Origin of the sequence: Gordonia paraffinivorans NBRC 108238, assembly GCF_000344155.1 — a bacterium.
Taxonomy (GTDB): Bacteria; Actinomycetota; Actinomycetes; order Mycobacteriales; family Mycobacteriaceae; genus Gordonia; species Gordonia paraffinivorans.
Window position 1 is genome coordinate 1 of sequence record NZ_BAOQ01000047.1, and the last position, 17733, is coordinate 17733.

The following is a 17733-nucleotide window of genomic DNA, read 5'->3' on the forward strand; positions in this document are numbered from 1 at the left end:
CGACGCCGACGACTTCCGGGACGCCGACGACTTCCGGGACGTCGAGGTGCCCGAGCCGAGTTCGGCGCAACCCCGGCGCCTGCGCGCGGCCCGCACGGACACCGAGGTGCGGGCCCTCCACGATCCCGGCGAGGACGACGGCTGGTGGCCCGGCGTCGACGACGTCGAGGAGCCGGCCGCCCCGCGTCGCCCGCGGCGTCGCAGCCGCGAGAAGCAGAAGCAGCGGCGCGCCGTGGTCGCCGTGGCGGTCGTCTTCATGCTCGCCCTCGTCGGCGGCATCGGCTACTTCGGCCTGAAGACGCTGGGCGTGTTCGACTCCCGCAAGGACTACACCAACGCCGCCGGGACCTCCGATGTGATCGTCGACATCCCGGACAACTCCACCCTCGCCGACTTCGGTCGAATCCTCGTCGACGCCGACGTGGTCGGCAGTGTCCGGGCGTTCGTGGATGCGGCCGACGGCCGGCCGATCTCGGGCGGCATCTACAAGCTGCGCACCCAGATCCCGGCGTCGACCGCGGTGGAGATGCTCACCGACGAGAGCGCGACGCATCGCGTCGGCCGGGTGGTGGTGCCGCCGGGCCTGCAGCTCGACTCCAAGACCGGCATCGACGGCAAGGTGACGCCGGGCATCTTCCAGCGCATCCAGGACGCGACCACGGTCGACGTCAACGGGCGGTCGGAGGGGGTCACCGTCACCCAGCTCGAGGAGGCCGCGGCGAACTCGACGCCCGAGGAGCTCGGGGTGCCGTCGTGGGCGAAGGAGGCCGTCGAGTCGATGACCGGCGACCACCGCCGCATCGAGGGCCTCATCGCCCCCGCCACGTGGGAGCGGGTCGAGCCGCAGGACTCGCCCGTGCAGATCCTGCACGACATGATCGCCAAGAGCGCCACGATGTTCGAGAGCTGGGGACTGCTCGACAAGAACAACTCCGGACTCCAGCCGTACGAGACCCTCGTCGCCGCGTCGATCGTCGAGCGCGAGGTCCGCCACGAGGAAGACGCGCCGAAGGTGGCACGGGTCATCCGCAACCGCCTCGATCGCGACCAGAAGCTGGAGATGGACTCCACGCAGAACTACACCGCCGACGTGACCAACATCGATGTGCACGGCGACGCCTACAAGGCCGACACCGAGTGGAACACCTACCGGTACAAGGGACTTCCGCCCACGCCGATCGCGTCGGTGGGGATGCCGGCACTCGAGGCCATGCTCGACCCGGCACCCGGACGCTGGCTGTACTTCGTGACCGTCGACACCGCGGGCACCACCCGGTTCGCCGACACCTTCGAGGAGCACAAGCGCAACCGGGAAGAGGCCTGCGACAACAAGCTCGTGTCCACGGGGTGCCAGTGAGCGTCTCACCCCACGGCGGCGGACGCCGCGCGGCGGTCCTCGGTTCCCCGATCGCCCACTCGAAGTCGCCGGCCGTGCATCTGGCGGCCTACCGCGCCCTCGGGCTCGACGACTGGTCCTACGACCGGATCGAGTGCACGGCAGATCAGTTGCCGCAGATCGTGTCCGACGCCGATCCGGCCTTCATCGGCTTCTCGGTGACGATGCCGAACAAGGTGGCGGCCCTGCGGTTCGCGACGGATCGGACCGAGCGGGCCGAGCTGGTCGGCTCGGCCAACACCCTGGTCCGGATCGATGACGGCTGGCACGCCGACTGCACCGACATCGACGGGATGACCGGCGCCCTCGCCGAACTCGGCGTCGACGCCGATCTCGCCGGGGGAGCGGCGCCCGAGGCGGTCGTCGTCGGCGCCGGCGGGACCGCGCGGCCGACCATCATGGCGCTGGCCGGGGCGGGCATCGAGAAGATCGCGATCGTCGCCCGCGACGAGGGCCGCGCCGCCGACACGCTCGACCTCTGCGACCGCCTCGGCGTCGCCCGCGAGTTCGTCGGTTTCGAGGCCGGTTCGGACATCGAACGGCGCGCACGCGAGGCTGCGGTCGTGGTGTCGACCGTTCCCGCGCCCGCCGCCGCAGCCGTGGCGCCTGCGCTGGCGCATGCGGGCAAGGTCGTCGACGTGATCTACGACCCCTGGCCCACCCCGCTCGCCGAGGTCGTGACCGCGGCCGGCGGGACGGTGATCGGCGGCCTGGTCATGCTCCTGCACCAGGCCTTCCGGCAGGTCGAACTGTTCACCGGGCTCCCGGCACCGCGGGAGGCGATGCGCAAGGTGCTCATCCCCAACGGCTGACGTCGCGATCCGGCTGTGGACGCACTCACCGCGATCGGGTGGTGAGCGCGTGATGCTCGGCGGATGTCCGAGCTCGCGATCCTTTCCTGGCTGGTCGTCGTCTCCGTCGGAGACCTGCGCACGCGCCGGATACCGAACGCTCTCGTCTGGCCGCCGATCGTCGCGGTCACGGCGATGGGGGCGGCCGAACCGCCGGTGCTCCTCGCCGCCTGCGCCGCGTCCGCGCCCTACCTGCACGCCTTCCGCGCGGGCACGTGTGGCGGCGGCGACGTCAAACTCGCGTACGTGTGCGGGGGACTGGCGACGCGCTGGGACGCCGCACTGGTCATGGTCGCCGCAGCGGCCCTGCTGGCGCTGGTGGCGGCACTGGCCGCGCGTCGGTCCCGACGCGGCCAACCGCACGCCCCGGCACTCGCGCTGGCGCTGATCGCGGTGTCCGATCCGTTGGGGTGAGGCCCGGCGAGACGCACTGTCGGGCCGGGATGGGGCGCATGGAACAATTGAGAACCGTGCTGCGCTGGATAACTGCCGGAGAATCCCACGGACCCGCCCTGGTCGCCATCGTCGAGGGCATGATCGCCGGGGTCGAGGTGACCTCGACCGACATCGGCGAACAGCTCGCCCGCCGCCGCCTCGGCTACGGCCGGGGCGCCCGCATGAAGTTCGAGGCCGACAAGGTGACCGTGATCGGCGGCATCCGGCACGGTCGCACCATGGGCGGCCCGGTCGCGATCGAGATCGGCAACACCGAGTGGCCCAAGTGGGAGACCGTCATGGCGGCCGACCCGGTCGATCCCGCCGAACTCGAGGGCAGCGCGCGCAACGCGCCCCTGACCCGACCGCGCCCGGGACACGCCGACTACTCCGGCATGCTCAAGTACGGCTTCGACGACGCCCGTCCGGTCCTCGAACGCGCCAGCGCGCGCGAGACCGCGGCCCGCGTCGCCGCCGGCACCGTCGCCCGAAACTTCCTGCGCCAGGTCCTCGGCATCGAGGTGCTCTCGCACGTGATCTCCATCGGCGCCAGCGACCCGTACGTCGGCCCCGCCCCGCGCTATTCCGATCTCGAGGCCATCGACGCCAGCCCGGTCCGCGCCTTCGACGCCGACGCCGAGAAGTCGATGATCGCTGAGATCGAGGCCGCCAAGAAGGACGGCGACACCCTCGGCGGCGTCGTGGAGATCGTCGCGACCGGCGTGCCCGTCGGCCTCGGTTCGCACGTCAGCGGCGAGACCCGCCTCGACGCGCGTCTGGCCGGTGCGCTCATGGGCATCCAGGCCATCAAGGGCGTCGAGGTCGGCGACGGCTTCACCACCGCGCGTCGCCGAGGCAGTGAGGCCCACGACGAGATGGTCCCCGGACCCGACGGCGTCCTGCGCTCCACCAACCGCGCCGGTGGTCTCGAGGGCGGCATGACCAACGGCGAGGACCTGCGCGTCCGCATCGCGATGAAGCCGATCTCGACGGTGCCGCGCGCCCTGTCGACCGTCGACATGACGACAGGGGAGACGGCCAGCGCCATCCACCAGCGTTCGGACGTGTGCGCCGTGCCCGCGGCCGGCGTGGTCGCCGAGGCGATGGTCGCGCTCGTCGTCGCGCAGGCCGCGCTGGAGAAGTTCGGCGGCGACTCGGTCGCCGAGACCGCCGCGAACGTCGCCGCCTACCGGACGGCCATCAGCGCGCGTCCGCCGCGCCCATGACCGGTTCGCCGACCCCCACCCGGCCGACCGCCGGCAAGCGGCCGGCCGCCGTCCTGATCGGCTTCATGGGTGCCGGCAAGTCGACCGTCGGGCGGCTGCTCGCCGACCGCCTGGACGTCGACTTCGTGGACACCGACGTCGAACTCGTCCGGCGCACCGGCCGGTCGATCCCGGAGATCTTCGAAACCGACGGCGTGGACGGGTTCCGGACGATCGAGGAGAACGTCGTGACCGACGTCCTCGAACACCACGGCGGAGTCGTCTCGCTCGGCGGCGGCGCGGTGACCACCCCGGGCGTGCGCGACGCGTTGTCGGGCCACCGCGTGGTCTACCTGCGCGTCAGCCCCGACCGCGGCTTCGAACGCGTCTCGGGCACCGACCGGCCGCTGCTGGCCACGGCCGACCCGGCCGCCCGGTACGCCGAGCTGCTCGCCGAACGCACCGACATCTACTCGTCGGTGTGCACCCTGGAGGTCGACGCGGACGCCGAGCCCGAGGCCGTCGCCGCCGCGATCGTCTCCGAACTCGCGCGCGAACTCGACGTGACCACCCCAGAGGCGTGAGGACCCCGACAACAACGTGAGGACCACAGCATGACCGACACCGAACCCGTCGCGATCCGCGTCAACGCGGGTGCGCCGTACGACGTGACGATCGGACGCGGGCTGCTCGGCGAGGTCGCCGAGGCCGCGACCGGCGCCGACCGGATCGCGATCCTGTACCAGCCGCCGCTGGCCAAGACCGCAGAGCAGATCCGGGAGTTCCTCGCCGACAAGGGATTCGACGCCCACCGCATCGAGATCCCCGACGCCGAGGCGGGCAAGGACCTGTCGGTCGCCGCCTTCTGCTGGGAGGTCTTCGGCCGGATCGGCCTCAAGCGCAACGACAAGGTGATCAGCCTCGGCGGCGGTGCCGCCACCGACCTCGCCGGCTTCGTGGCGGCGACCTGGATGCGCGGCATCGGCGTCATCCACATCCCGACCACGCTGCTGGCGATGGTCGACGCCGCGGTCGGCGGCAAGACCGGCATCAACACCGAGGCGGGCAAGAACCTCGTCGGCTCCTTCCACGAGCCCGACGCGGTGCTCATCGACATCGGGACGCTGGAGACGGTGCCGCGCAACGAGATCGTGGCCGGGCTCGCCGAGGTCATCAAGACCGGTTTCATCGCCGACCCGACGATCCTCGACATCATCGAGGCCGATCCGCAGGCGGCGCTCGACCCGACCAGCCCGGTCCTGCCGGACCTGATCCGACGGTCGGTCCAGGTCAAGGCCGACGTGGTGTCGGCCGACCTGAAGGAGTCCTCGCTGCGCGAGATCCTGAACTACGGCCACACCCTCGGCCACGCCATCGAGCGCCGTGAGCGCTACCGGTGGCGTCACGGCGCCGCGGTGTCGGTGGGCCTGGTGTTCGCCGCGGAGCTCGCGCGGCTGGCGGGTCGTCTCGACGACGCCACCGCCGACCGGCACAAGTCGATCCTGGAACTGGTGGGCCTGCCCACGACATATGACCCCGATGCCTTCGGCGACCTCCTCGAGGGCATGGCCGGCGACAAGAAGAACCGCTCCGGCGTGCTTCGCTTCGTCGTCCTCGACGGCCTGGCCAAGCCGGGACGTCTCGAGGGCCCGGACCCCGGCCTGATGGCCGCCGCCTACTCCGCGGTCGCGGGCGAGCCGCCGAAGAGCGGCTCGGTCCTGCTGTAGCAGACCTCGGCAGACGACAGAACCCCCACGGCCTCGCGGCGGTGGGGGTTCTGTCGTCTCGGTCGTGGGGGGCGGGTCCTACTGGGCGGCCTCGGCGTGATGATCGGTGTGGACCGACCAGTCGTCCTCGGGGGCGTTCTTGTTCTGCTCGCGGCGGATCAGCCAGCGACCGATCGCGGCACCGACGAACGCCGGCACGAACACCAGCAGGGCGGTGAACGACGCGCCCGCGATTAGCTCGACGAAGAAGCTCGCCTGCCCGATCCCGGCGAGCACCGTGGAGCCGAGGATCCAGCAGATCAGCCCGGAGACCACACCGGCGAGCAGGCCGGCCTTGAGCCAGCGGACCGTCAGGTCCTCGTAGTCGTCGGGATCGGGGTTGGCCCGGGCATCCCGGATACCGTCATAACCACCCCAGACCAGCGCGATCAGCACGACCACCGCGATCGCGATGGTGCGCCACACCGTCGAGTGGAGCGGGGCCTCGACCACCGCCACACCGAGCAGGATGCGGGCCAGGACGTGAACAGCGGTGAATGTGACACCGCGCACCAACCACGAAGACATGCGCGCCATATTACTGATGCGTCACAGATCGGTGGAGGGAACGTCGATTCGGCGCCCGGCGAGTCGGCGCCGTAGCGTTGTCATCGTGCCGATCATCCATGACACGGCCGGCCGACGCGACCGGCTGCGAAACCTTCTGCGCGAGCGGTCCGACGCCGGTGGCCCGGTCTCGGCGTTCATCGTCTCCGACCTGGTCAACGTCCGATACCTGACGGGCTTCACCGGCTCCAACGCCGCGGTCCTCATCGACGCCGAGGACCCCGCCGGCGACCGGATCGCCACCGACGGGCGGTACCTCACCCAGGTCGCCGCCCAGGTCCCCGACCTCGAGGCGGTCATCGAGCGCGCCTGCGTCCCGGCGCTGCTGGAGCGGGCCCGCACGGCCGGTGCCGGCCGCGTGGGCTTCGAGGCCGACGCCGTGACCGTCGCCTCGCTCCGGGCGCTGGAGAAGTCGGTCGACGGCGCGCCGGTCGAACTCCTCGGGCTCACCGGCGTCGTGCAGGGGTTGCGCGAGGTGAAGGACGCCGGCGAGGTCGCGCTCATCCGGGCGGCCTGTGCGATCGGCGACGCCGCCCTCGCCCAGATCATCGCCGACGGCGTGCTGCGCGCGGGCACGACCGAGCGGGAGGCGGCGCGCGCGCTCGAGTTCGCCGTGTACCGCCTCGGGGCCGACGGCATCGCGTTCGAGACCATCGTGGCCGCCGGTGCGCACTCGGCCATCCCGCACCACCGGCCCACCGGAGCGGTCCTGGCCGACGGCGACCTGGTCAAGATCGACTTCGGCGCGGTGGTCGGGGGATACCACTCCGACATGACGCGCACCTTCGTGCTGGGCCGCGCGGCGGACTGGCAGCGCGAGATCTACGAGCTCGTGGCCCGCGCGCAGGCGGCCGGCCGGGCGGCGCTGCGGCCCGGCGCGGACCTGCGTGCGGTCGACGCCGCCGCCCGCGACGTGATCGACGCGGCCGGGCACGGCGAGCACTACGTCCACGGACTCGGACACGGCGTGGGGCTGCAGATCCACGAAGCGCCCGGAATCGGCAAACTCGCGGCGGGTACACTGCCTTGCGGTGCTGCGGTCACCGTGGAGCCCGGTGTCTACCTACCCGGATGGGGTGGGGTCAGAATCGAGGACACCCTGGTCGTCAGCGATGGCGAACCCGAACTGTTGACCACCACCGACAAGACATTCACCGTCCTCTGAACTGCAAGGGAAGAAACACCACATGGCGACCACCGCCGATTTCAAGAACGGCCTCGTGCTGCGCCTGGACGACCAGCTCTGGCAGATCCAGGAATTTCAGCACGTCAAGCCCGGCAAGGGTCCTGCGTTCGTCCGCACCAAGATCAAGAACGTGCTGAGCGGCAAGATCGTGGACAAGACCTTCAACGCCGGTGTGAAGGTCGAGACCGCGACCGTCGACCGTCGCGACATGACCTACCTGTACAACGACGGCACCGACTACGTGTTCATGGACAGCCAGGACTACGAGCAGTTCTCGCTGCCGCCCGAGGTCGTCGGCGACGGCGCGCGCTTCCTGCTCGAGAACATGACCGTCCAGGTCTCGCTGAACGACGGCACCCCGCTGTTCGTCGAGCTGCCCGTCACCATCGAGCTGGTCGTCGCCCACACCGACCCGGGCCTGCAGGGCGACCGTTCGACCGGCGGCACCAAGCCCGCCACCCTCGAGACCGGTGCCGAGATCCAGGTGCCGCTGTTCATCAACACCGGCGACACGCTGAAGGTCGACTCGCGCGACGGCAGCTACCTCGGCCGCGTCAACAGCTGACCTGTGAAACAACCCGGCACCCGACACAAGGCGCGGCGGCGCGCGGTGGACCTGCTCTTCGAGGCCGAGGCCAAGAAGGTCAGCCCCGCGCAGCTGGTCGCCGAGCGCCGTGAGTACGTCCGCACCGACGAGAGCGTCGGCACGATCCACGACTACACCGCCACGGTGATCGAGGGTCTCGCCGGCGATCAGGCCCAGATCGATGCGGTCATCTCCTCCCACCTGCGGGAGTGGACCCTGGAACGTCTGCCCGCGGTCGACCGCGCCATCATGCGACTGGCCACGTGGGAGCTGTTCAACTCGCTCGACGTCGACCCGATCGTCGTCGTCGACGAGGCGGTCGAGCTCGCCAAGGAGCTGTCCACCGACGATTCGCCGGCCTTCGTCAACGGCGTGCTGGCCAAGATCGCCGAGCTCGCCCCGCAGGTCCGGGCCGCGGCATCGGCCGAGCCCCGGCCCTCGGACGACACCGAGTAGTCGGAGAACAACCCATGCGTCGGTCCCGGTCGGATTCACGGCCGGGACCGATCGTTCTCTGCCCCGGAACGCACTGGGGCGACGCGACGCGTCGAGACTGTGGCGCAGGTCGCGATAATTCGTCTGCCTCGCGGCGCGGTGTAGAGTGACGCGAGACAGACATCCTTTAACGATCCGTCCAGTGAGGCGGAGAAGGAGGTCGGCTTTGGCCAGCCCCGCCCCCAGGGTGCTGCTCGATTCCGCCGACGTGTCGCGCACGATCGCACGTGTCGCGCACCAGGTGATCGAGAAGACAGCCTTGGACTCACCCGACGCGCCACGCGTCGTCCTCATCGGAATCCCCACTCGCGGAACGTCTCTCGCCGAGCGGCTGGGTTCCAAGATCAGCGAGTTCTCCGGCGTCGACGTCCCCGTCGGGTACCTCGACATCACCCTCTACCGCGACGACCTGCGCGCCAAGCCGCACCGGCCCCTGGAACGGACCATGGTCCCGGCCGGGGGAGTCGACGGCGCGATCGTCATCCTCGTCGACGACGTCCTCTACTCCGGACGCACCGTGCGCGCGGCGCTCGACGCCCTGCGCGACCTGGGCCGCCCGGCCGCGGTCCAGCTCGCGGTCCTCGTCGATCGCGGCCACCGCGAGCTCCCGCTGCGCGCCGACTACGTCGGCAAGAACATCCCGACCGCCCGCGACGAGCAGGTCTCGGTCCACCTCACCGAGCACGACGGCGTCGACGAGGTCGTCCTCTACTCCGCGCCCAAAGCTGTTGCGGCCGAGGGTGATCAGTGATGCGGCACCTCCTCTCGACCCAGGATCTCTCCCTCGACGACGCGACCGCCCTGCTCGATGACGCGGAACGGTTCGAGCAGGCCCTCACCGGCCGTGAGGTCCGCAAGCTGCCGACGCTCCGCGGGCGCACCGTGATGACGGTGTTCTACGAGAACTCCACCCGCACCCGCGTGTCCTTCGAGGTCGCCGGCAAGTGGATGAGCGCCGACGTCATCAACGTCAGCGCCTCGAGTTCCTCGGTGAACAAGGGCGAGTCGCTGCGCGACACCGTCAAGACGCTGCATGCGGCCGGCGCCGACGCGCTGATCGTCCGCCACCCGGCGTCGGGCGCGGCCGCGCAGATCGCCGACTGGACCACCGACGCCGAGGGCAACGGCCCGGCGGTGATCAACGCCGGCGACGGCACCCACGAGCACCCGACCCAGGCGCTGCTCGACGCACTGACGCTGCGTCAGCGGCTCGGCTCGCTCGAGGGGCGCCGCATCGCGATCGTCGGCGACGTCGTGCACTCGCGCGTCGCCCGCTCCAACGCGTACCTGCTCTCGACGCTCGGGGCCGAGGTCGTGCTCGTCGCGCCGCCGACCCTGCTGCCCGCCGGGGTGGAGCAGTGGCCGGTCACGGTCTCCGGCGACCTCGACGCCGAACTGGCCGCGGTCGACGCGGTGATGATGCTGCGCGTGCAGGCCGAGCGGATGAACGGCGGGTTCTTCCCGAGCGCCCGCGAGTACTCGGTCCGGTTCGGGCTCAACGACCGCCGCCTCGCGCTGCTCGCCGATCACGCCGTCGTCCTGCACCCGGGTCCGATGCTGCGCGGCATGGAGATCGGCTACTCCGTCGCCGACTCGCCGAAGGCGACCGTCCTCGAACAGGTCCGCAACGGCGTGCACATCCGCATGGCCGTCCTCTTCCGCCTGCTCGTCGGGTCCGACTCGGCGGGAGGCCACCTGTGATCACCACCAGCACGTCAGGAGTATTCCAGTGACCGCCGCGGCAACCGGCTCCGTCCTGATCAGCGATGTCCGCCCCTACGGCCAGGGCGACCCGGTCGACGTGCTCGTCGTCGACGGGACCATCACCGAGATCGGCGCCGGACTCACCGCCCCCGACGGGGCCGAGCGCATCGACGGCAAGGGCGGGGTGCTCCTGCCGGGCTTCGTCGACCTGCACACCCACCTGCGCGAACCCGGCCGCGAGGACACCGAGACCATCCGCACCGGCTCGGAGGCGGCCGCGCTCGGCGGCTACACCGCGGTGTTCGCGATGGCCAACACCAACCCGGTCGCCGACAACTCGACCGTCACCGACAACGTGTGGCGCACCGGCCGCGAGATCGGCATCGTCGACGTCCACCCGGTGGGGGCGGTCACCGTGGGGCTCGAGGGCAAGCAGCTAGCCGAGATGGGCATGATGAACGCCGGCGCGGCCGGGGTGCGCATGTTCAGCGACGACGGCAAATGCGTCCACGATCCGCTGCTGATGCGCCGCGCGCTCGAGTACGCGAAGGGACTCGGGGTGCTCATCGCGCAGCACGCCGAGGAGCCCCGGCTGACCGTGGGCGCCGTCGCCAACGAGGGCCCCACCGCGTCCCGGCTCGGCCTGCCCGGCTGGCCGCGCGCCGCCGAGGAGTCGATCGTCATCCGCGACGCCCTGCTCGCCCGCGACGCCGGTGCGCGCGTCCACATCTGCCACGCCTCGACCGAGGGCACCGTCGAGCTGCTGCGCTGGGCCAAGGAACAGGGGATCTCGATCACCGCCGAGGTGACCCCGCACCACCTGCTCCTCGACGACTCGCGTCTCGAGACCTACGACCCGGTCAACAAGGTGAACCCGCCCCTGCGCGAGGTCCGCGACACCCAGGCCCTGCGCCGGGCGCTCGCCGAGGGCGTCGTCGACTGCGTCGCCACCGACCACGCACCGCACGCCTCCCAGGAGAAGTGCTGCGAGTTCGCCCAGGCCAAGCCGGGCATGCTCGGGCTGCAGACTGCCCTGCCCATCGTCGTCGAGACGCTGGTCAAGCCGGGTCTGCTCGACTGGCGCGGGGTGGCGCGGGTGATGAGCGAACGGCCCGCGCAGATCGTCGAGCTGACCGATCAGGGCCGTCCGATCGCGGTCGGCGAACCGGGCAACCTCGCCGTCGTCGACCCGGACGCCTCCTGGGTGGTGCACGGCGACGAGCTGGCCAGCCTCTCGCGGAACACCCCCTACGAGGACATGACGATGCCGGCCGCGGTCACCGCGACCGTGCTGCGCGGCGTCGTCACGACACGCGAGGGCCAGGTGACCAGATGAGCAGCGCGCCCCGGCGCGGGGTGGTCCCGGGCGTCCTCGTCGTACTCGTGGTCGCCTCGGTGATCACCACCGTGCTCGGTTACGGCAAGGTCGTCTTCAACGCCTGGTTCATCGGCGTCTGCCTGCTCATCCTCTTCGGACTGCTCGCGATGTTCTACCTGCTCATCCGGGGCCCGAAGACCAAGGCGGCGGCGCAGGCCGAGCTCATCGGCGAGCTGCCGGCGGTCCCGGCCGACCCGGGCGAGGAGCTGCGCGGACCGGACACGGGTCTCTACGTGGGCAGCACGGTCGCGCCGAGCTGGCAGGACCGCGTCGTGGTCGGCGACATCTCCGACCGCGCGAACGCGACCATCACCGAGTTCGCGAGCGGTGTCCTGATCGCCCGCCAGGGTGCGAGCGACATCTGGATTCCGCGCGAGTCGATCACCGAGGTGCGCACCGCACGCGGACTCGCAGGCAAGGTCATGAGCGCCGACGGACTGCTGGTAATCCGGTGGGTCCTGCCGACCGGCACCGCGATCGACAGCGGGCTGCGCGCCGATGACAAAACGATCTATCCCGGCTGGGTGGACGCCTTTGCCGGGCAGCATGACAGTGGACAGGGGACACAGGAATGAACACAGCGGTCTTGGTGCTGGAGAACGGCCAGGTGTTCACCGGCCGGAGCTTCGGCGCGACAGGCGAGACCCTCGGCGAAGCGGTGTTCTGCACCGCGATGACCGGCTACCAGGAGACCCTGACCGACCCGAGTTACCACCGGCAGATCGTCGTGGCCACCGCGCCGCAGATCGGCAACACCGGCTGGAACACCGAGGACGGCGAGAGCACCGGAAGCGCGGGCAGCACCGGGGTCGACGGCGACTCCGGGAAGATCTGGGTGGCGGGTTACGCGGTGCGCAACCCCACCCGACGCGTCTCCAACTGGCGTGCGACGACGTCGCTGGAGGACGAGCTCGTCCGCCAGGGCATCGTCGGCATCGCCGGGATCGACACCCGAACCGTCGTCCGCATCCTGCGCGACCACGGTTCGATGAAGGCCGGCATCTTCTCCGGCGACGCGCTCGCCGACACCGACGAGCTGCTGTCGCGGGTGCGTAACCAGCCGGACATGAAGGGGGCGCGCCTGGCCACCGAGGTCACCACCGACACCGGTTACGTCGTCGACCCGATCGGCGATCACCGGTTCACCGTCGCGGCCATCGACCTGGGCATCAAGACGAACACCCCGCGCATGTTCGCCGAGCGCGGCGTGCGCACCCACGTGCTGCCGGCGACGGTCGCACTCGACGCCATCACCGACCTCAGGCCCGACGGGGTGTTCCTGTCCAACGGCCCGGGCGACCCGGCCACCGCCGACGACGTCGTGGAGCTCACCCGGGCGGTGCTCGGCGAGAACCTGCCGCTGTTCGGCATCTGCTTCGGCAACCAGATCCTGGGCCGGGCCCTCGGCCGCGGCACCTACAAGATGAAGTTCGGGCACCGGGGCATCAACATCCCGGTCGTCGACCATGCCACCGGCAAGGTCTCGATCACCGCGCAGAACCACGGCTTCGCGCTCGAGGGCGAGGCGGGGGAGGAGTTCGACTCCGACTTCGGCCGCGCACGGGTCAGCCACATCTGCGCCAACGACGGCACCGTGGAGGGCGTCGAGCTGCTCTCCGGGCGCGCGTTCTCCGTCCAGTACCACCCGGAGGCGGCGGCCGGACCCCACGACGCCGCGTACCTGTTCGACAAATTCGTCACCCTGCTCGAGGGTGACCGTGCGCAAGGAGCCAAGGCCTGATGCCGCGCCGCCAAGACATCAATCACGTACTGGTCATCGGTTCCGGACCGATCGTCATCGGCCAGGCCTGCGAGTTCGACTACTCCGGCACCCAGGCCTGCCGGGTCCTCAAGTCCGAGGGCCTGCGCGTGTCGCTGGTGAACTCCAACCCGGCCACGATCATGACCGACCCGGAGTTCGCCGACGCCACCTACATCGAGCCGATCACCCCGGAGTTCATCGAGAAGGTCATCGAGACCGAGCGTGACGCCGGCCATCCGATCGACGCGGTGCTCGCGACCCTCGGCGGCCAGACCGCGCTCAACGCCGCGGTCGCGCTGCACGACCGCGGCTCGCTGGAGAAGTACGGCATCGAGCTGATCGGCGCCGACTTCGACGCCATCCAGCGCGGCGAGGACCGCCAGATGTTCAAGGACATCGTCGAGAAGGTCGGCGGCGAGAGCGCCCGCTCCCGCGTCTGCCACACCATGGACGAGGTCCGCGAGACCGTCGCCGAGCTCGGCTTCCCGGTGGTCGTGCGCCCGTCGTTCACCATGGGCGGCCTCGGCTCGGGCATGGCCTACGACGACGCCGACCTCGAGCGGATCGCCGGCGGCGGCCTGGCCGCGTCGCCGACCGCCAACGTCCTCATCGAGGAGTCGATCCTCGGTTGGAAGGAATACGAGCTCGAGCTCATGCGCGACAACCGCGACAACGTCGTGGTGGTCTGCTCGATCGAGAACGTCGACCCGGTCGGCGTCCACACCGGCGACTCGGTGACCGTCGCCCCGGCGATGACCCTCACCGACCGCGAGTACCAGCGCATGCGCGACCTGTCGATCGCCATCCTGCGCGAGGTCGGCGTCGACACCGGCGGCTGCAACATCCAGTTCGCGCAGGACCCGAGGGACGGCCGCCTCGTCGTCATCGAGATGAACCCGCGTGTGTCGCGCTCCTCGGCGCTGGCGTCGAAGGCCACCGGCTTCCCGATCGCGAAGATCGCCGCGAAGCTGGCCATCGGATACAGCCTCGACGAGATCGTCAACGACATCACCAAGGAGACCCCGGCCTGTTTCGAGCCGACGCTGGACTACGTCGTGGTCAAGGCCCCGCGGTTCGCGTTCGAGAAGTTCCCCGGCGCCGACGACACCCTTACCACCACGATGAAGTCGGTCGGCGAGGCGATGAGCCTGGGCCGCAGCTTCGCCGAGGCCCTCGGCAAGGTCATGCGCTCGCTGGAGACCAAGGCCGCCGGCTTCTGGACCGAGCCCAACCGGCCCGACCCGAAGACCCTCGACCTGCCCGCGCTCCTCGAGGAGATCAAGACGCCCAAGGACGGGCGCCTGTACAAGCTGATGCTGGCCTTCGAGGCGGGCGCGACGATCGAGCAGGTCTACGAGGCCACCGCGATCGACCCGTGGTTCCTCGCCGAGATCGCCGGCATCGGTGAGCTGGGCGCGAAGATCCGCGACGCCGAGGTCCTCGACGAGGCGCTGCTGCGCGAGGCGAAGTCCACCGGTTTCTCCGACCGCCAGATCGCCGCGCTGCGTTCGGACTTCGCCGACGAGGCGGCGGTGCGCGCCCATCGGCTGTCGCTGGGCGTGCGCCCGGTGTACAAGACCGTCGACACCTGTGCGGCCGAGTTCGAGGCGAAGACGCCGTACCACTACTCGACCTACGAGATCGATCCGGCAGCGACCAGCGAGATCGCCCCGCAGCCCGACCGTCCGAAGGTGCTGATCCTGGGTTCGGGCCCCAACCGCATCGGTCAGGGTATCGAGTTCGACTACTCGTGCGTCCACGCCGCGCTCACGTTGAGCGAGGCCGGCTACGAGACCGTGATGGTCAACTGCAACCCGGAGACGGTCTCCACCGACTACGACACCGCCGATCGCCTGTACTTCGAGCCGCTGACCTTCGAGGACGTCCTCGAGGTCTATCACGCCGAATCGCAGTCGGGCACCGTCGCCGGCGTCATCGTGCAGCTCGGCGGTCAGACCCCGCTCGGCCTGGCCCATCGCCTGGAAGAGGCCGGCGTCCCGATCGTCGGCACCAGCCCGGCGGCGATCGACCTGGCCGAGGACCGCGGCGAGTTCGGCAAGGTGCTCAACGCGGCGGGCCTGCCCGCGCCGGCGTTCGGCACCGCCACCAGCTTCGAGGAGGCCCGCGACACCGCGGCCCGCATCGGTTACCCGGTGCTGGTGCGCCCGTCGTACGTGCTCGGCGGCCGCGGCATGGAGATCGTCTACGACGAGAAGTCCCTCGAGGACTACATCTCCCGCGCGACCGAGCTGACCCCCGACCACCCGGTGCTGGTCGACCGATTCCTGGAGGATGCGGTGGAGATCGACGTCGACGCCCTGTGCGACGGCGACGAGGTCTTCATCGGCGGCGTCATGGAGCACATCGAGGAGGCCGGCATCCACTCCGGCGACTCCGCCTGTGCGCTGCCGCCGGTCACCCTCGGCCGTGCCGACCTGGAGATGGTGCGCCGTTCCACCGAGGCGCTCGCCAAGGGCATCGGGGTGAAGGGCCTGCTCAACGTCCAGTACGCGCTCAAGGACGACATCCTCTACGTCCTCGAGGCCAACCCGCGTGCGAGCCGGACCGTGCCGTTCGTGTCCAAGTCCACCGCGGTGCCGCTGGCCAAGGCGTGTGCCCGGGTGATGCTCGGCTCGTCGATCGCCGACCTGCGCGCGCAGGGCATCCTGCCGAAGACCGGCGACGGCGGCGAGGCGCCGTCGACCGCGCCGATCTCGGTCAAGGAGGCGGTGCTGCCGTTCAACCGGTTCCGCCGCCACGACGGCAGCGGCGTCGACAACCTGCTGAGCCCGGAGATGAAGTCGACCGGCGAGGTCATGGGCATCGACTCCGATTTCGGTCGTGCCTTCGCCAAGTCGCAGACCGCGGCCTACGGGTCGCTGCCGACGAGCGGTTCGATCTTCGTGTCGGTGGCCAACAAGGACAAGCGCGCGCTGATCTTCCCGGTCAAGCACCTCGCCGACCTCGGTTTCACCATCCTGGCCACCGAGGGCACCGCGGACGTGCTGCGCCGCAACGGCATCCGGTGTGAGACGGTGCTCAAGCACTTCGAGGCCGCCGAGGGGGAGCGCACCATCGTCGACATCATCCGCGCCGGCGAGGTCGCGATGGTGATCAACACCCCGTACGGCAACTCCGGCCCGCGCGTGGACGGCTACGAGATCCGGTCGGCCGCGGTGTCGGTCAACATCCCGTGCATCACCACCGTGCAGGGCGCGAGCGCCGCGGTGCAGGGCATCGAGGCCGCCATCAGCGGCGACATCCGGGTGCGGTCGATCCAGGGACGCCACGCGGACCTGGCCGGCCTGTCGTGAGCGGGTCCGGGTCGTTCGGCGCCCGCTACCGGCGGGTGACCGCCGAACGCGGGCGCCTGTGCGCCGGCATCGACCCGCATGCGAGCCTCCTGGCCGACTGGGGGCTGCCCGCCACGGTGGAGGGCCTGTCGCGTTTCGCCGACATCTGCGTGGAGGCGCTGGCCCCGGTCGCCGCGGTGATCAAGCCGCAGGTGGCGTTCTTCGAGCCGTACGGCGCCGCGGGCTTCGCGGTGCTCGAGCGCGTCATCGCCGGGTGCCGCGAGGCCGGTGCGGTGGTCATCGCCGACGCCAAGCGCGGCGACATCGGTTCGACGATGGCCGCCTACGCGCAGGCGTGGCTGTCCGACACGTCGCCGCTGTGCGCCGACTCGGTGACCGCCTCGCCCTACCTCGGGTACGAGTCGCTGCGTCCGGCCCTCGACCTCGCCCGTGAGGGCGGGCGGGGCGTGTTCGTGCTCGCCCGGACGTCCAACCCGGAGGGCGGCGACGTCCAGCAGGCGCGAGCGGGGGAGCGGTCGGTGGCCCAGTCCATCGTCGACGCCGCGGCCGCGGAGAATGCCGACGGCACCGCGACCGTCGGGCTCGTGGTGGGCGCGACGCGAGAACACGGGCTGGATCTGGCCGCCCTGAACGGACCGATCCTGGCGCCCGGGCTGGGCGCCCAGGGCGCGACCGCCGACGACCTCCGCACGGTGTTCGCCGGCGCCGACCCGGCATGGGTGCTGCCCGCGAGCTCACGCGGAGTGCTGCGCGCCGGGCCCGACGTCGCCGCGCTGCGCGAGGCGTTCGCGCGTACCCGCGACGAGGTCGAGGCCGCGCTGGGGCGCTCGGACGTCTGATCGGTCTGATCGGTATGACGTTGTGCCCGGAACCCGGGCACAACGTCATACGGAAGACCCGCTGCATGAAAGTGTCACCGTCGACGATCGACGCAGACGCGAGGGGTCCCGGCGAGTGACCGATTCTCAGGGGCCGACGTGTACGCGTCGGAGGACCGGCCGCCAGGCAATCCCGACCTTCTCGCGCGCCGCGATCTCGCCGTGCTCATCCAGACGCTCCGCCGGCCACTCCATCGGCTCACCCGCACC

At 70.7% G+C, this 17733-nt stretch carries 17 protein-coding genes; 16 read left to right on the top strand and 1 reads right to left on the bottom strand.

The window, feature by feature from the left end:
* From mltG to aroB, 6 genes are all read left to right on the top strand, one after another.
* A partial coding sequence (gene mltG, locus GP2_RS18995; RefSeq protein ID WP_006902213.1) for an endolytic transglycosylase MltG occupies positions 1-1357 on the top strand: 1357 nt, incomplete at its 5' end.
* Positions 1354-2208 (top strand): shikimate dehydrogenase, encoded by an 855-nt coding sequence (locus GP2_RS19000; protein WP_006902214.1) that lies wholly within the window; start codon positions 1354-1356, stop codon positions 2206-2208. The genes mltG and GP2_RS19000, both read left to right, overlap by 4 nt.
* Positions 2209-2271: 63 nt before the next feature.
* Positions 2272-2661, top strand: a complete 390-nt coding sequence (locus GP2_RS19005; protein WP_006902215.1) for a prepilin peptidase — start codon at positions 2272-2274, stop codon at positions 2659-2661.
* A 38-nt stretch (positions 2662-2699) separates the two neighbouring features.
* Entirely contained in the window at positions 2700-3908 is a 1209-nt protein-coding gene (gene aroC / locus GP2_RS19010) for a chorismate synthase (protein WP_040527491.1), read from the top strand.
* The gene (locus GP2_RS19015; protein ID WP_006902217.1) at positions 3905-4471 is read left to right on the top strand and encodes a shikimate kinase; all 567 of its coding nucleotides are present in this window, start codon (positions 3905-3907) and stop codon (positions 4469-4471) included. The genes aroC and GP2_RS19015 overlap by 4 nt, the downstream gene beginning before the upstream one ends.
* A gap of 30 nt (positions 4472-4501) precedes the next feature.
* A complete protein-coding gene (gene aroB, locus GP2_RS19020; protein WP_006902218.1) occupies positions 4502-5614 on the top strand; it encodes a 3-dehydroquinate synthase in 1113 nt (370 codons plus the stop codon).
* Positions 5615-5692: 78 nt separating this feature from the next.
* On the opposite strand, the gene GP2_RS19025 is transcribed toward aroB, so the two are convergent.
* Positions 5693-6181: a B-4DMT family transporter gene (locus tag GP2_RS19025; RefSeq protein WP_040527495.1), complete on the bottom strand. Its 489-nt coding sequence runs from the start codon at positions 6179-6181 to the stop codon at positions 5693-5695.
* An 85-nt stretch (positions 6182-6266) separates the two neighbouring features.
* Between GP2_RS19025 and GP2_RS19030 the strand changes: the two genes are divergently transcribed.
* The 10 genes from GP2_RS19030 to pyrF all read left to right on the top strand — a co-directional run bounded on the left by GP2_RS19030 (position 6267) and on the right by pyrF (position 17484).
* Positions 6267-7385 carry a M24 family metallopeptidase gene (locus GP2_RS19030; RefSeq protein WP_006902221.1) on the top strand — a complete coding sequence of 373 codons (1119 nt, stop codon included), beginning with the start codon at positions 6267-6269 and terminating at the stop codon, positions 7383-7385.
* A 22-nt stretch (positions 7386-7407) separates the two neighbouring features.
* Entirely contained in the window at positions 7408-7971 is a 564-nt protein-coding gene (efp, locus tag GP2_RS19035) for an elongation factor P (protein WP_006902222.1), read from the top strand.
* Positions 7972-7974: 3 nt separating this feature from the next.
* A complete protein-coding gene (nusB, locus tag GP2_RS19040; protein WP_006902223.1) occupies positions 7975-8448 on the top strand; it encodes a transcription antitermination factor NusB in 474 nt (157 codons plus the stop codon).
* A 205-nt stretch (positions 8449-8653) separates the two neighbouring features.
* Complete coding sequence (gene pyrR / locus GP2_RS19045) at positions 8654-9238, top strand: bifunctional pyr operon transcriptional regulator/uracil phosphoribosyltransferase PyrR (RefSeq protein WP_006902224.1); 585 nt, start codon at positions 8654-8656, stop codon at positions 9236-9238.
* Positions 9238-10188, top strand: coding sequence for an aspartate carbamoyltransferase catalytic subunit (locus tag GP2_RS19050; protein ID WP_006902225.1), 951 nt, complete (start codon positions 9238-9240; stop codon positions 10186-10188). The genes pyrR and GP2_RS19050 overlap by 1 nt, the downstream gene beginning before the upstream one ends.
* A gap of 28 nt (positions 10189-10216) precedes the next feature.
* Positions 10217-11527, top strand: a complete 1311-nt coding sequence (locus GP2_RS19055; RefSeq protein WP_006902226.1) for a dihydroorotase — start codon at positions 10217-10219, stop codon at positions 11525-11527.
* Positions 11524-12144: a PH-like domain-containing protein gene (locus GP2_RS19060; protein WP_040527493.1), complete on the top strand. Its 621-nt coding sequence runs from the start codon at positions 11524-11526 to the stop codon at positions 12142-12144. Before GP2_RS19055 ends, GP2_RS19060 begins: the two co-directional genes overlap by 4 nt.
* The gene (gene carA, locus GP2_RS19065; protein ID WP_006902228.1) at positions 12141-13310 is read left to right on the top strand and encodes a glutamine-hydrolyzing carbamoyl-phosphate synthase small subunit; all 1170 of its coding nucleotides are present in this window, start codon (positions 12141-12143) and stop codon (positions 13308-13310) included. The genes GP2_RS19060 and carA overlap by 4 nt, the downstream gene beginning before the upstream one ends.
* Positions 13310-16645, top strand: coding sequence for a carbamoyl-phosphate synthase large subunit (carB, locus tag GP2_RS19070; protein WP_006902229.1), 3336 nt, complete (start codon positions 13310-13312; stop codon positions 16643-16645). The genes carA and carB overlap by 1 nt, the downstream gene beginning before the upstream one ends.
* Positions 16642-17484: an orotidine-5'-phosphate decarboxylase gene (gene pyrF, locus GP2_RS19075; protein ID WP_006902230.1), complete on the top strand. Its 843-nt coding sequence runs from the start codon at positions 16642-16644 to the stop codon at positions 17482-17484. The genes carB and pyrF overlap by 4 nt, the downstream gene beginning before the upstream one ends.
* Positions 17485-17733 lie beyond the last annotated feature (249 nt).